This is a genomic window from Flavobacterium sp. MK4S-17, from assembly GCF_009848495.1.
Taxonomy (GTDB): Bacteria; Bacteroidota; Bacteroidia; order Flavobacteriales; family Flavobacteriaceae; genus Flavobacterium.
Window position 1 is genome coordinate 153,688 of record NZ_WWEP01000021.1, and the last position, 13,301, is coordinate 166,988.

At 39.4% G+C, this 13,301-nt stretch carries 17 protein-coding genes; 11 read left to right on the forward strand and 6 right to left on the reverse strand.

Going from position 1 to position 13,301, the window contains the following annotated elements; translation table 11 throughout:
* Positions 1-46 precede the first annotated feature (46 nt).
* On the forward strand, positions 47-793 hold the full coding sequence (locus tag GSF09_RS08935) for a phosphatidylcholine/phosphatidylserine synthase (RefSeq protein ID WP_159800599.1): 747 nt from the start codon (positions 47-49) through the stop codon (positions 791-793).
* A 1-nt stretch (position 794) separates the two neighbouring features.
* Entirely contained in the window at positions 795-1,670 is an 876-nt protein-coding gene (locus GSF09_RS08940; RefSeq protein ID WP_159800600.1) for a glycoside hydrolase family 25 protein, read from the forward strand.
* Positions 1,671-1,687: 17 nt separating this feature from the next.
* Here the strand turns inward: GSF09_RS08940 and lptB are convergent, their stop codons facing one another.
* From lptB to GSF09_RS08960, 4 genes are read right to left on the reverse strand one after another with little or no spacing between them, the layout of a single operon-like run.
* A complete protein-coding gene (gene lptB, locus GSF09_RS08945; RefSeq protein ID WP_159800601.1) occupies positions 1,688-2,473 on the reverse strand; it encodes an LPS export ABC transporter ATP-binding protein in 786 nt (261 codons plus the stop codon).
* Between the two features lie 18 nt (positions 2,474-2,491).
* On the reverse strand, positions 2,492-2,854 hold the full coding sequence (locus tag GSF09_RS08950) for a carboxymuconolactone decarboxylase family protein (protein WP_159800602.1): 363 nt from the start codon (positions 2,852-2,854) through the stop codon (positions 2,492-2,494).
* 3 nt (positions 2,855-2,857) lie between these two features.
* A complete protein-coding gene (gene tatC, locus GSF09_RS08955) occupies positions 2,858-3,682 on the reverse strand; it encodes a twin-arginine translocase subunit TatC (RefSeq protein ID WP_201309339.1) in 825 nt (274 codons plus the stop codon).
* On the reverse strand, positions 3,683-4,648 hold the full coding sequence (locus GSF09_RS08960) for an SIS domain-containing protein (protein ID WP_201309340.1): 966 nt from the start codon (positions 4,646-4,648) through the stop codon (positions 3,683-3,685).
* A gap of 87 nt (positions 4,649-4,735) precedes the next feature.
* Between GSF09_RS08960 and recQ the strand changes: the two genes are divergently transcribed.
* Positions 4,736-6,931 (forward strand): DNA helicase RecQ, encoded by a 2,196-nt coding sequence (recQ, locus tag GSF09_RS08965; protein WP_159800603.1) that lies wholly within the window; start codon positions 4,736-4,738, stop codon positions 6,929-6,931.
* An 84-nt stretch (positions 6,932-7,015) separates the two neighbouring features.
* On the opposite strand, the gene GSF09_RS08970 is transcribed toward recQ, so the two are convergent.
* A complete protein-coding gene (locus tag GSF09_RS08970; RefSeq protein ID WP_159800604.1) occupies positions 7,016-7,249 on the reverse strand; it encodes a hypothetical protein in 234 nt (77 codons plus the stop codon).
* Between the two features lie 131 nt (positions 7,250-7,380).
* Between GSF09_RS08970 and GSF09_RS08975 the strand changes: the two genes are divergently transcribed.
* From GSF09_RS08975 to GSF09_RS08990, 4 genes are all read left to right on the forward strand, one after another.
* Positions 7,381-7,647 carry a hypothetical protein gene (locus GSF09_RS08975; protein ID WP_159800605.1) on the forward strand — a complete coding sequence of 89 codons (267 nt, stop codon included), beginning with the start codon at positions 7,381-7,383 and terminating at the stop codon, positions 7,645-7,647.
* Between the two features lie 24 nt (positions 7,648-7,671).
* Positions 7,672-7,932 carry a hypothetical protein gene (locus tag GSF09_RS08980; protein WP_159800606.1) on the forward strand — a complete coding sequence of 87 codons (261 nt, stop codon included), beginning with the start codon at positions 7,672-7,674 and terminating at the stop codon, positions 7,930-7,932.
* Positions 7,933-7,935: 3 nt separating this feature from the next.
* A complete protein-coding gene (locus GSF09_RS08985; RefSeq protein WP_159800607.1) occupies positions 7,936-8,730 on the forward strand; it encodes a DUF3667 domain-containing protein in 795 nt (264 codons plus the stop codon).
* Positions 8,731-8,805: 75 nt separating this feature from the next.
* Positions 8,806-10,359: an NAD(P)/FAD-dependent oxidoreductase gene (locus GSF09_RS08990; RefSeq protein WP_159800608.1), complete on the forward strand. Its 1,554-nt coding sequence runs from the start codon at positions 8,806-8,808 to the stop codon at positions 10,357-10,359.
* Positions 10,360-10,374: 15 nt separating this feature from the next.
* Here GSF09_RS08990 and GSF09_RS08995 read toward each other — a convergent pair whose 3' ends face one another.
* Positions 10,375-10,791 (reverse strand): hypothetical protein, encoded by a 417-nt coding sequence (locus GSF09_RS08995; protein ID WP_159800609.1) that lies wholly within the window; start codon positions 10,789-10,791, stop codon positions 10,375-10,377.
* A 128-nt stretch (positions 10,792-10,919) separates the two neighbouring features.
* On the opposite strand from GSF09_RS08995, the gene idi reads away from it, so the two are divergent.
* Genes idi through GSF09_RS09015 form a run of 4 tightly spaced genes read left to right on the forward strand, consistent with a single transcriptional unit; the run spans position 10,920 to position 13,160 of the window.
* On the forward strand, positions 10,920-11,447 hold the full coding sequence (idi, locus tag GSF09_RS09000; protein ID WP_159800610.1) for an isopentenyl-diphosphate Delta-isomerase: 528 nt from the start codon (positions 10,920-10,922) through the stop codon (positions 11,445-11,447).
* 4 nt (positions 11,448-11,451) lie between these two features.
* Entirely contained in the window at positions 11,452-11,862 is a 411-nt protein-coding gene (locus GSF09_RS09005) for a 6-carboxytetrahydropterin synthase (protein ID WP_159800611.1), read from the forward strand.
* A gap of 1 nt (position 11,863) precedes the next feature.
* Positions 11,864-12,835, forward strand: coding sequence for a type I phosphomannose isomerase catalytic subunit (locus GSF09_RS09010; RefSeq protein WP_159800612.1), 972 nt, complete (start codon positions 11,864-11,866; stop codon positions 12,833-12,835).
* A gap of 58 nt (positions 12,836-12,893) precedes the next feature.
* Positions 12,894-13,160 carry a hypothetical protein gene (locus GSF09_RS09015; protein WP_159800613.1) on the forward strand — a complete coding sequence of 89 codons (267 nt, stop codon included), beginning with the start codon at positions 12,894-12,896 and terminating at the stop codon, positions 13,158-13,160.
* Positions 13,161-13,301 lie beyond the last annotated feature (141 nt).

Sequence of the window (13,301 nt, forward strand, 5' to 3'; positions counted from 1 at the left end):
CTATTAACTTATTGTGTTAACTTTGCAGTAATAAAATTGCTTTACTATGTCCATAAAAAAATATGTTCCGAATTTTATAACACTGCTTAACCTTGCATCCGGCCTTATAGCTTTGGTGTATGCTTTTGATACTAACCTGCAAATGGCTTTCTTTTGGGTATGCATGGGTATCTTTTTTGATTTTTGGGACGGCTTCTTTGCAAGGATATTTAATGCGCAAAGCAAGGTGGGGCTTCAGCTTGATTCCCTTGCAGATATGGTAACAAGCGGGGTTGTGCCCGGCGTGGCAATGTTTCAGCTATTAGCCAATATTGTTGATTTAAGGGAAGAGTACAACCTCACTGCAGATAATTTTTATTTAGGCATTTTACCCTATGTGGGCTTTGTTATTACACTGGCCTCATGCTACAGGCTGGCTAAGTTTAATGTGGATACCCGCCAGACGGATTCTTTTATCGGCTTGCCTACACCGGCCAATGCCTTACTGATAATGAGCCTGCCGGTTATTTTGAACCATTCTGACGGAACAGGCTTTATATTTGAGGCATTAAGCAACCCATATGTGCTGGTAGCCATAAGCCTTTTAAGTGCTTTTATACTAAATGCTGAAATACCTTTGTTTTCTTTAAAAGTTAAGTACTTTAACTGGGAAACCAATAAAATCCAGTTTGTATTCCTGATACTTTCGGCACTACTGCTGTTTTTCTTTCAGTACCTGGGCATTCCGCTTATTATTTTATTATATGTACTGCTTTCAGTAGTTAATAACATTACTTCATCACGGCAGGTTTAGTATGAACCGTAATCCGGAAAGAAAAAGTAATACATATAGCAGGCCTGCTGCCCGAAGGAAAAAAACCAAGAAGATAACTCCGGGTATAATACTAAAGTATTCTTTCCTTGTTTTGCTTGTTGCTTTTTTAACGGCAATGGTTTACCAGTACCGTAACGGTCTGCTTTATTATTTAGGCTTTAAAACCAATAAGCGTGTGGAAGCCTTAACAAAAGAAGAACGTAAACTGGCTGATTTACGTATCTATGAAATTGTATCAAGGCATAAGGACAAAGTTTTTGGCATTGATGTTTCCCATTATCAAGGCAGGATTTCATGGGCAGACTTTAATGCTGAAGAAAATGAATTTCCTCTCCATTTTGTTTTTATCAGGGCTACAGCGGGAACTGATATGACTGATGCTGAATATTTTCGTAACTGGAAAGGGGCAGCGTCAAAAGGGTTCATAAAAGGGGCATACCATTATTACAGGCCAGACGAAAACTCCATCAGGCAGGCTGAAAATTTTATTAAGAACGTTAAGCTGAAAAAGGGAGATTTACCGCCTGTGCTGGACATTGAAAAATTACCAACCAGGCAAAGTACAGACAGCTTAGTAAGTGGCTTAAAGCGATGGCTATACAAGGTAGAACGGCATTATGGTGTGACACCCATTATTTACAGCGGTGAAAGCTTTTATACCGATTTTTTAAAAAAGGAGTTTGCCGGGTACAATTTATGGATTGCCAATTATAGTTTTTTTGAAGAAGAGATAAGAAAAGAATGGCTTTTCTGGCAGTTTACTGATAAAGCTCGCATAAAAGGCATTAACAGCAATGTAGATGTAAATATTTATAACGGCAGTTATGAAAAATTAAAAAGGCTTACTTTAAAGTAAGCCCTTCTTTATATTGCTTAAAAACTTTCATCATCCGGTACTTCCGGTGCTTTAACATGCTGTTGAAAGTCCAGCTTCTTTTTACGAAGCTCAAAGTTTTGCCCTAAATATACTTTACGCACCATTTCATCACTGGCAAGATCTTCAGGGACACCCGCCTTTAGGATACCGCCTTCAAACATCAGGTAGGTTTTATCGGTAATGGCAAGTGTTTCCTGTACGTTATGGTCGGTAATAAGTATGCCGATATTCTTATTTTTCAATTGTGCCACTATACGCTGTATGTCCTCCACAGCTACCGGGTCAACCCCGGCAAACGGTTCATCAAGCAGTATAAACTTTGGGTCGGTAGCAAGTGCACGTGCAATTTCGGTACGCCTTCTTTCACCACCCGATAAAAGGTCGCCCCTGTTGGTGCGTATGTGCTGTAATGAAAACTCGTCAATCAGTTCCTCCATTTTAGCTTCCTGCTCTTTTTTGGATAATTTGGTGAGCTGTAAAACACTTAAAATATTATCCTCAATACTCAGTTTCCGGAATACAGATGCTTCCTGAGCCAGGTAGCCAATGCCGTGCTGCGCTCGCTTGTACATAGGGAAATCGGTAATTTCCATGTTGTCAAGGAAAATTTTACCGCTGTTAGGTTTCACAAGCCCTACAATCATATAAAAAGATGTGGTTTTTCCGGCACCGTTTGGCCCAAGCAGCCCCACAATTTCGCCTTGGTTTACCTCAACCGAAATGCCTTTTACAACACTGCGGCCCTTATATGTTTTTACTAAATTATCTGCCCTTAATTTCATTTGCTTATGCTATACTTTTTAAACGGAGGTAGTACCTGCATTATTTTCCAGTGCTTCCCAAAATTCGTACGCCCTTCTTAAATGGGGTATTACAATAGTACCACCCACAAGTGTGGCTATGCCTAAAGCCTCCATAACCTGCTCCTTGCTTAAACCTTCTTTATAGCAGGTTTCCAGGTGGTATTTTATACAGTCGTCGCAACGCAATACCGCCGAGGCTACCAAGCCCAGAAGTTCCTTGGTTTTTACATCAAGCGCACCTTCCATATAGGCATTGGTATCAAGGTTAAATATACGCTTTATAATTTTATTGTTGTCGGCCAGCAGCTTGTCGTTCATCTTCTGGCGGTAATCATTAAACTCCTGTACTAAATCTGCCATTTCTTATTCTGTTTTAGCTTCTTTATTCTTATGCATTTTTGCCGAAATGAATATGCTCATTTCATACAGTATTACCAGCGGAAAGGTAACTATAAGCTGGCTTACCACATCTGGCGGTGTAACAACTGCGGCTACTATCAATATAATAACATAGGCATAACGCCTGTAGTTTCTTAAAAAAGCGGCGGTTACAAGCCCTACTTTCGAAAGGAAATAAATTATAATAGGCAGTTCAAAAACCAAACCGCAGGAAATAGCCGTTGTTTTTATAACGCTTATATAGGATTGCAGGTCTATGTCATTTTTAACCACTGCACTAATCCTGTAATTGCCCAGGAAATTAAGCGACAGGGGAGTGATAAGGTAATAACCGAAAAGCACGCCTAAAAAGAAAAGCAAAGAAGTGGTAATGATAAAAGATACTGCATACTTGCGCTCCTTTTCATACAGTGCAGGACTTATGAATTTCCAAAACTCCCAAAGTATAAAGGGAAATGCAAGTATAAAGCCTGCTGTAATTGCAGTCCATAAATCTGTTGAAAACTGCCCGTCGAGCGTGCGGCTTTGTATTTCAAAAGGCAGCTCGTCCATACAAAAACTCTTGTCGAGGTCATACTTTGTAGCTATATCACAAAAAAAGCGATACGTAATAAAATCACCTCTCTTTGGAGCGAAAATTATTTCATCAAAAATAAAATCGCTGAAGGTAAAAGCTATACATCCTCCAATTACTATAGCGATAGAACTTCTTACAAGCAGCCATCTTAATTCTTCAAGATGGTCAAGGAATGACATTTCGCCGGATTTATTCTTTTTTGATTTAGCCATTTATACCAATCCTTCTTTTAAAATATCGTGCAGGTGCAGTACGCCCTTATACTCTCCCTCGTCAACCACTACCAGTTGCGTAATGGCAAAATTTTCCATTTTATTAAGCGCATCCACAGCCATATCTGTTGTTTGTATTGTTTTTGGGTTTCTTGTCATAATATCGGCTGCTGTTACCCCTGCTATGTTATCCCTGTCATTCAGCATTCGCCTTATATCGCCATCGGTAATAATACCTGTTACTTTATTATTTTCCACTACCGCTGTAACACCCAGCCTTTTTTCCGAAATTTCAACAATTGCTTCTTTAATGCTGCTTGCAGGGCCTACCTGTGGTTTATGTGTGGTATCCAGCATATCTCCCACGCGCAGCAGCAGCTTTTTGCCAAGAGCGCCACCGGGATGGTATTTTGCAAAATCATCACTTTTAAAATCGCGCATTTCCATGAGGCACACGGCAAGGGCATCACCCAAAACCAGTTGCGCTGTGGTACTGTTGGTAGGGGCAAGGTTGTTAGGACAGGCTTCTTTATCTACATACGCATGCAATACATAATCGGATTCGGTGCCTAAGAAAGATTCTTTATTGGCAGTCATCCCAATTAACACATTGCCAAAGCGTTTTAGTAAAGGCACCAGTACTTTAATTTCGGGGCTGTTGCCACTTTTTGATATACATATTACAACATCGCCGGGCTGTACCATGCCAAGGTCGCCATGTATGGCTTCGGCAGCATGTAGGAAAAGGGATGGTGTACCTGTAGAGTTTAGCGTTGCCACAATTTTGCTTGCAATTATGGCACTTTTACCAATGCCGGTAACCACAACCCTGTTTTTGCTGTTGTAAATAATTTCGGCAGCCTTGTAAAAATCATCATCAAGAAACTGAACAAGGGCAGCAATACTCTCACTTTCAGAAAGTATGGTTCTTTTGGCAGAAGCCAGTATAGCGTCTTTATTTATCAAGCTTTGCAAATGTTTAAAAAGTTGTGCGTATTAAAGATTTTTGTATCTTTATGTTCTGCAAATTTATGTAATTACTAGGAATAAATAATGGAATCGACCGAAATTGACTTACATAAAGAGTTAAAAAAATATTTTGGTTTTAACAAATTTAAGGGGCTTCAGGAAGATGTTGTAAAAAGTATAATAACAGGCCACAATACATTTGTTATAATGCCCACAGGTGGCGGTAAATCATTATGTTACCAATTACCTGCCCTGGTGCTTGAGGGTACAGCTATAGTAGTTTCCCCGCTTATTGCACTTATGAAAAACCAGGTTGATGCCATACGCAGCCTGTCATCAGAGCCGGGTACAGCGCACGTTTTAAACTCATCCCTTACCAAAACAGAGGTTAACCAGGTTAAAAGCGATATTACTTCGGGCATAACAAAACTGCTTTACGTGGCACCCGAATCTCTTACCAAAGAGGAATATGTAAATTTCCTTAAAGGTGTTAAACTGTCTTTTGTAGCTATAGATGAGGCGCACTGCATTTCGGAGTGGGGGCATGATTTTCGCCCTGAATACCGCAATTTAAGGAATATTATAAGGCAGTTGGGTGATGTGCCCATTATAGGGCTTACAGCTACTGCCACGCCAAAAGTACAGGAAGACATACTTAAAAACCTTGATATACCAGATGCCAATGTGTTTAAGGCATCATTCAACAGGCCAAATCTTTATTATGAGGTGCGCCCGAAAGCCAAAACGGTTGAGTCGGATATAATACGTTTTATCCGCCAGCATAAAGGCAAATCAGGAGTTATTTACTGCCTTAGCCGTAAAAAGGTTGAGGAAATAGCACAGGTGTTGCAGGTTAACGGTATTAGTGCCGTGCCTTACCATGCTGGACTTGATGCCAAGACACGTGCCAAGCACCAGGACATGTTCCTTATGGAGGATGTTGATGTAGTGGTGGCAACCATTGCTTTTGGTATGGGGATAGATAAACCTGATGTACGTTTTGTAATACACCATGATATACCCAAGTCGCTGGAAAGCTATTACCAGGAAACAGGCCGCGCCGGGCGTGATGGTGGCGAAGGGCACTGCCTTGCTTATTATTCCTATAAGGATATAGAAAAGCTTGAAAAGTTTATGAGCGGCAAACCGGTGGCTGAGCAGGAAATAGGTTTTGCCTTATTACAGGAAGTGGTGGCTTATGCCGAAACTTCAATGTCAAGGCGTAAATTTTTGCTGCATTACTTTGGTGAGGAATTTGACGAGGAAACAGGCGAAGGTGCCGATATGGATGACAACGTGCGCAATCCCAAGAAAAAATCGGAGGCAAAGGAACAGGTTAAATTACTGCTGGAAACAGTTAAAAATACACGCCAGTTATATAAGTCAAAGGAAGTTATTTTTACACTTACAGGTAAAATTAATGCCCTGATTAAAGCCCATAAAACCGATGTACAGGAGTTTTTTGGCAAGGGTAAGGATTTTGATGAAAAGTACTGGATGGCTTTAATAAGGCAGGTACTTGTGGAAGGCTACCTTTCTAAAGACATAGAGTCATACGGAGTGTTAAAACTCACACCAAAAGGCGGGGAGTTCATTACAAACCCGCAGTCCTTCATGATGAGTGAAGACCATGACTTTAATGAAAGTGATGAGGAAGCCACAGTAACTTCGGCAAAATCATCAGGTGTTTCGGATGAGGCCTTAATGGCAATGCTGCGCGACCTTCGTAAAAAGGTAGCCAAAAAACTGGGTGTTCCGCCATTTGTGGTATTCCAGGATCCTTCTTTAGAGGATATGGCTTTAAAATATCCTATATCTATAGAAGAATTAAGCAGTGTGCATGGAGTAGGTGAGGGTAAAGCAAAAAAATATGGTAAAGAGTTTGCCGAACTTATAGCCCGTTATGTTGAGGATAATGATATAATGCGTCCTGATGACCTTGTTGTAAAATCTACAGGAGCAAATTCGGGGCTTAAACTGTATATTATACAGAATATAGACAGGAAGCTTCCGCTAAATGATATTGCGAGGGCAAAAGGGCTGGAAATGGATGCACTGCTAAAGGAAATGGAGCAGATAGTATATTCGGGCACCAAACTGAATATTAAATACTGGATTGATGACATACTGGATGAAGACCAGCAGGAGGAAATACATGAGTATTTTATGGAATCGGAATCTGATAATATTAAGGATGCCCTTAAAGAGTTTGATGGGGATTATGACACCGAAGAGCTCAGGCTTATGCGGATTAAATTTATAAGCGAGGTAGCCAATTAAGCTTTTAAGGCAATAAATATCAACCGTGATTGTATAGCAATCACGGTTTTTTTATAGAGTTAAATTTATGATTTCATTTTTATGTCAGGACGCTATTTCTCCCCTGTGCGGTTTTAGCGCGTCCCTTACGGTTATCATATAGTCATCAGTAACAATCATCCATGCTGTGGCGTGCATATCATTTATTATATCAAAGCCCGTTATATTAAGCGGTAATTTCTCAATGGCTATATACTCCTTAAGGTGAATTTCATGATGTTCGGCAGTTTTTGCTGACGCCGGCCCCCTGAAATCCCATATCAGTTTAATTTTCCGCATACCTTCTTTTAAAATAGTCAGTAAAATTAGGGTATTTTTATATGTTGCCCTTGCTTGTAAAAAGAAATATAACTTATATAGTACTTTTTTTATATTTGCCCTGTAAGGGGGTACACATAAAATTATTATTTATGACAGATAAAAAAATTGCTGACTTAAGCGACAAGGAGCTTTTACAGCAAATGAATAAACTGAGGAACGGCAAAATTATTGATTCGTTAATTATTGGGTTTTCAATGGGTGTTGTGGTTTATAGTGCCGTAAACGGCTTTAATATTTTTACTTTATCTCCTTTCCTGATTGTTTACCTGATAGTGAAGAATTCAAAGAACAATAAAATTTTAGAGGGCGAAATCAAGAAGGAAATGGAAAGCAGGCGCCTAACTAAAAAAATCTAATCAAAAAATCACGTATTTAAGTTTATGGAAAAGAATAATTATTACAAAGGGCTTACAGATAAAGAACTGATAAAAAGAAAAGACCTGCTGAAAGGTGTGGTGATTGGATTTGGGATTGTTTTTTTAATTGGGTTTGCAATTTTGATTTATCTTTTTGCCACAAAGGGACTTAAGGAAATTCCTATGGGAGCACTAATTCCTTTTTTTGCTATGCCTTTAACATTTATTCCAATACTGATAAACTTAAATTTACTGCTAAAGGAAATTAAAACAAGAAATTTGTAACCGATGGAGGATAAATGTAAAAATTGCCATGAAAGCATTACAGGAAATTTCTGTATTAATTGTGGGCAGAAAAAGTATAAAAGGATTGACCGTAAATATGTATGGGATGAAGTGCAATACACTTTCCTGCATACCAACAAAGGGTTTCTTTACTCCGTAAAAAATATAATTAAAAATCCTGGTAAAACTGCAAGGGAATTTATTGAGGGCAACAGGGTTAACCATTATAAGCCTATATTGCTGGCATTTGTATTGAGTGGTATATCAGCTTTTATATCCTTTAAAATTATAGGATTTAAAGAAATTGTGAGTGAATATTACTCAAACCAAAACATGAATTCGGAATTTATGAGTGATTATGTAACTTTTACATCAAGTTACAATTCAATCATAATGTTGCTGCTAATTCCATTTTTTGCACTGATTACTAAACTGGCTTTTAGGAAATGGGGGCATAATTATTATGAGCATGTAATTATCAATGCTTATATATTGTCATTTTATACCTTAATAAACATTTTGCTGCTTTATCCTTTATTGTTTATCCTGAAGGATGACCATGAGCTTGTTATGTCTATTTCAGGTAAATCAATGTTTATAACCCCCCTTGTTTTACTATGGTTCTTCAGGTCATTTTATCATGAAAAGCCTTTAGGCCAAATACTTTTGCGCATGGTGTGGATAGTTTTATTGTTAATTGCAAGCTTTATAGTATTTATAACGTTAATTGCGCTTTTAGGGTTTCTTTATGCAACAATAAAAGGCCCGGAAGCTTTGCAGTACCTTAAACCGCAATAAATACTTTATTTTTATGAAAGCCTGCCCAAAATAAAGCAGAAGTATAATCAGTAGAAAATTATTTACTTTTGCGGCATGCCAAGAGAACTCCAGATACAGGTTGCGCCCGAAGTGGCTGCACAGCCACAATTGCTTGCTGCCCACGTTGCAAAGCTTATACAGGTTAAACCTGATGAGGTAAGCCACGTGGCTATAGTAAAACGCTCTGTCGATGCGCGGCAAAAAGCAGTAAAAATAAACCTTAAGGTAGCGGTGTATATTAATGAGGCTTTTAAGGAAAGCACCATACCGTTACCAAAGTATAATGATGTTTCCAACAGCAGGGAAGTAATAGTTATTGGCGCAGGGCCTGCAGGCCTTTTTGCGGCATTACAGCTTATAGAACTGGGGCTGAAACCCCTGGTTATAGAAAGAGGAAAGGATGTGCAGGAACGCCGCCGCGACCTGAAAGCCATTAACCGCGACCATGTTGTTAACGAAGATTCCAATTATTGCTTTGGCGAAGGTGGGGCAGGCACATATTCTGACGGCAAATTATATACGCGTTCCAAAAAGCGGGGCGATGTAGAAAGGATTTTAAGGTTGTTTGTTGCCTTTGGTGCATCGGAAGATATATTGGTGGAAGCACACCCGCATATTGGTACTAACAAGCTGCCCAAAATTATTAAAGCCATGCGCGAAAAAATAATTGAATATGGTGGGCAGGTATTGTTTAATACAAGGGTTACCGATATACTTGTTAAAAATAATTGTGTTGAGGGCATAGTAACACAAACTAATGATATTATAAAGGCCGACAAGATAATACTGGCTACAGGCCATTCGGCACGTGATATTTTTGAACTGCTGGACAGGAAAAAAATATACATAGAGGCAAAACCTTTTGCACTTGGTGTAAGGGCGGAACATCCTCAAAAGTTGATTGACAGCATACAATACAGTTGCGATTTTACCGCAGGGCGTGGTGAATACCTACCGCCGGCACCTTATGCCATAGTAAAGCAGGTGGGCGGCAGGGGCATGTACTCTTTCTGCATGTGTCCGGGCGGGGTTATAGCCCCCTGTGCCACCAGCCCGGGCGAAGTGGTAACCAACGGATGGTCCCCATCCAAACGCGACCAGGAAACTGCCAATTCAGGTATTGTGGTTGAACTTAAGCTTGAAGATTTTAAGCCTTTTGCCAAATTTGGCGCCCTTGCCGGAATGGAATTTCAAAAAAGTATTGAACAGAACGCATGGCATCTTGCAGGCGAAACACAGCGTGTACCTGCACAAAGGATGGTTGATTTTACCCAAAGTAAAATATCGGCAGATATACCTAAAACCTCTTATGTTCCCGGCACAACACCCGTTGAGTTGGGAAAGGTTTTCCCGGGGTTTATTACGCAAACACTAAGGCAGGGTTTCAGCGAGTTCGGAAAATCCATGCGGGGCTATCTTACTAATGAGGCCATATTGCATGCTCCGGAATCAAGGACGTCGTCGCCAGTACGCATACCACGCGACCCTGAAACATTGCAGCATGTACAGATTAAGGGACTGTTTCCCTGTGGTGAAGGGGCAGGCTATGCAGGCGGTATTATTTCCGCCGCCATAGATGGCGAAAAATGTGCGCTTAAGTGTATTTAATTTTTCAGGACTGCTTTAGTCTATTACTTTTTCCAAATCTTTATATATAAGGCTTATATTATTGGCAGTGTCTTTATTTATAGTGAAAGAAAGGTTTTTCAGTTCGGCACCGCGATACCCCATTCCTTTCGTTTTTGCTATATTATCGAGTTTTTCATCTATAATGTTTACAGTTAAAGTAGCTTTGGCACATATACTATCGCCGGAAATTTTTACATCCATGTAGGTTTTGCCATTTTCCTCACGGTAATCTTCCAGATAGTAATTAATACCGGATGGAGAAGCCTTTTTTAGTTCACTTACCAGTGCATTAATATATTGCTGCGATGAAGGTGGATTATTTTCCAGCGTATCATTACTGTTAAGGCATTGATTGCTGTTACAGCTTAGGGTTAAGAGTGAGAAACATAAAAAAAGTGAAAATTTATTCATTTCTGCGTTATTTAAGATTAAGATTACAAACGTAAAATGCAGCAGTTAAGTATCAACGCATGTTGTTGAAAGGTTAAAGCACTTTTAAAACGCAAAGATTTTCTTATTTTTGAAAGCTAATAAAGGGTATGGCAGAAGAAAAAGTAATACTGGTAAACGAAAAGGATGAGCAGATAGGACTCATGGCAAAAATGGAAGCCCATGAAAAAGCATTGCTTCACAGGGCCTTTTCGGTTTTTATACTTAATTCCAAAAATGAAATTATGCTGCAGCAGCGTGCTGCACACAAATATCACTCGCCCCTTTTATGGACTAACACCACGTGCAGCCACCAGCGTGAAGGTGAAACTAACCTGCAGGCAGGCAGCCGCAGGCTCATGGAGGAAATGGGTATTAAAACCGAACTGAAAGAACTTTTTTGGTTTATTTATAAAGCACCGTTTGATAACGGGCTTACAGAGCATGAGCTTGACCATGTAATGATAGGTTATTATGACGGCGAGCCTGATATAAATACCGAGGAGGCCGAGAGTTGGAAATGGATGGGTATAGATGCCGTTAAGGAAGATATGAAGGCAAACCCTGATATTTATACTGTTTGGTTTAAAATAATTTTTGAAGAATTTTACCACTACCTGGAAGAACATAAAATATAACCTGATGAAAGTAACCGTTAGCCGCAAAGCACATTTTAATGCAGCACACCGCCTTTACCGCCCGGAGTGGAATGATGAGCGTAATGATGCTGTATTCGGTAAATGCAATAACCCTAACTTTCATGGCCACAATTATGAACTTATTGTAAGTGTTACAGGCCCTGTTGATGCCCAAACAGGTTATGTTATAGATATGAAGATACTGAAGGATATTATTTATGAGGAGGTTGAAGTAGCTTTCGACCATAAAAACCTTAATCTTGATGTGCCCGAATTTGCAGGTGTTAACCCTACTGCCGAAAATATAGCCATAGTTATATGGAACAAGCTAAGGAGAAGGCTGGATTATACAATGGCTCTTGAGGTAGTATTGTATGAAACACCACGAAATTTTGTAACCTATAGAGGAGAATAATATGAGCATGGAATTATATCCATTAATTTTTGAACCCATACTTAAAGACAGGATATGGGGCGGGACAAAGCTTAGGGATAACCTGGGTAAACAAAACCTTCCTACCGAAACTACAGGTGAAAGCTGGGAGCTTTCGGCAGTGCAGGGGGATGTAAGCATTGTTAATAACGGACCGTATAAAGGCAAACCGCTTACTGAACTTTTGGATAGTTTTCCCCAAGAATTATTAGGCACAAAGGTTTACAGCCGTTTTGGTAAGCAATTTCCTTTACTGTTTAAGTTTCTTGATGCCCGCGAAGACCTTTCAATACAGGTGCACCCTAATGATGAACTGGCAAAGCAACGGCATAATTCTTTCGGCAAGACAGAAATGTGGTATGTAATGCAGGCAGATACCGACGCACGCATTATTGTAGGCTTTAAAAAGAAATCCAGCCCCGAAGAATACCTTGAGCACCTGCAAAACAAAAATCTTATTGAAATACTTAATGAGGTAAAGGTAAAAAAGGGCGATGTTTTCTTTCTGGAAACAGGAACCATACATGCTATAGGTGCAGGCATTGTAATTGCTGAAATACAGCAAACTTCTGATATTACATACAGGATTTATGACTGGGACAGGGTAGATGCCAATGGCAAATCAAGGGAACTGCACGTTGAGCAGGCACTTGATGCAATGAACTATAACACTACCGATACACAAAAGCAGTATACTACCGAGGAAAATAAAAGTAACCCGATGGTTGACTGCCCTTATTTTACTACCAATTATTTACCCATAAATGGTAACGCATCAATTGAAAAGGATGGGGGAAGTTTTTCGGTTTATATTTGTACGGAAGGGGAATATACCATACAATTGGAAGGCAAAAGCCACAACTTTAAAAAAGGTGATACCATACTGGTTCCGGCAGCAGTTAAGGCTTTTACGCTTAACGGCAATGCCACACTGTTAGAAATATATATTTCTTAACAAATTGAACCCGCTAATAATTGTAATTTTGCAACATTAATTTAAACAAATAATAAAAATGGCAAGCGTAAAAAATTTAAAAAAGGATATCAACTACGTTTTAGGTGATATTATAGAGGCAGTTTATATTTGGGAGATGACTACAACCGGAAAGCCGACTGCCGAATCTGACGCTGTGGTGGATGAAGCTATTGCAGTTTTTGACAGCCTTATTAAAAAAGTAAACCAAAAAGATGTAGAAAATAAAAAACAGCACTTCAGGCAAATTAATAAAGAGCTTGAAGATTCTGCTAAAAAGCTGGTAGACAAGGTGAACGATTTATAACGTAAAAACACTTGTAAAAAGTGCATGTTTTTTTTTGGAAATATCAGTTTCAGGATTATATTTGCACCCGAATTGAGATGCCGGTGTAGCTCAGCTGGCTAGAGCAGCTGATTTGTAATCAGCAGGTCGTGGGTTCGAGTC

Coding starts and splice junctions, on each gene's coding strand:
- GSF09_RS08935 (WP_159800599.1), top strand. CDS start 47: ATGTCCATAAAAAAATATGTTCCGAATTTTATAACACTGCTTAACCTT.
- GSF09_RS08940 (WP_159800600.1), top strand. CDS start 795: ATGAACCGTAATCCGGAAAGAAAAAGTAATACATATAGCAGGCCTGCT.
- lptB (WP_159800601.1), bottom strand. CDS start 2,473: ATGAAATTAAGGGCAGATAATTTAGTAAAAACATATAAGGGCCGCAGT.
- GSF09_RS08950 (WP_159800602.1), bottom strand. CDS start 2,854: ATGGCAGATTTAGTACAGGAGTTTAATGATTACCGCCAGAAGATGAAC.
- tatC (WP_201309339.1), bottom strand. CDS start 3,682: ATGGCTAAATCAAAAAAGAATAAATCCGGCGAAATGTCATTCCTTGAC.
- recQ (WP_159800603.1), top strand. CDS start 4,736: ATGGAATCGACCGAAATTGACTTACATAAAGAGTTAAAAAAATATTTT.
- GSF09_RS08970 (WP_159800604.1), bottom strand. CDS start 7,249: ATGCGGAAAATTAAACTGATATGGGATTTCAGGGGGCCGGCGTCAGCA.
- GSF09_RS08975 (WP_159800605.1), top strand. CDS start 7,381: ATGACAGATAAAAAAATTGCTGACTTAAGCGACAAGGAGCTTTTACAG.
- GSF09_RS08980 (WP_159800606.1), top strand. CDS start 7,672: ATGGAAAAGAATAATTATTACAAAGGGCTTACAGATAAAGAACTGATA.
- GSF09_RS08985 (WP_159800607.1), top strand. CDS start 7,936: ATGGAGGATAAATGTAAAAATTGCCATGAAAGCATTACAGGAAATTTC.
- GSF09_RS08990 (WP_159800608.1), top strand. CDS start 8,806: ATGCCAAGAGAACTCCAGATACAGGTTGCGCCCGAAGTGGCTGCACAG.
- GSF09_RS08995 (WP_159800609.1), bottom strand. CDS start 10,791: ATGAATAAATTTTCACTTTTTTTATGTTTCTCACTCTTAACCCTAAGC.
- idi (WP_159800610.1), top strand. CDS start 10,920: ATGGCAGAAGAAAAAGTAATACTGGTAAACGAAAAGGATGAGCAGATA.
- GSF09_RS09005 (WP_159800611.1), top strand. CDS start 11,452: ATGAAAGTAACCGTTAGCCGCAAAGCACATTTTAATGCAGCACACCGC.
- GSF09_RS09010 (WP_159800612.1), top strand. CDS start 11,864: ATGAGCATGGAATTATATCCATTAATTTTTGAACCCATACTTAAAGAC.
- GSF09_RS09015 (WP_159800613.1), top strand. CDS start 12,894: ATGGCAAGCGTAAAAAATTTAAAAAAGGATATCAACTACGTTTTAGGT.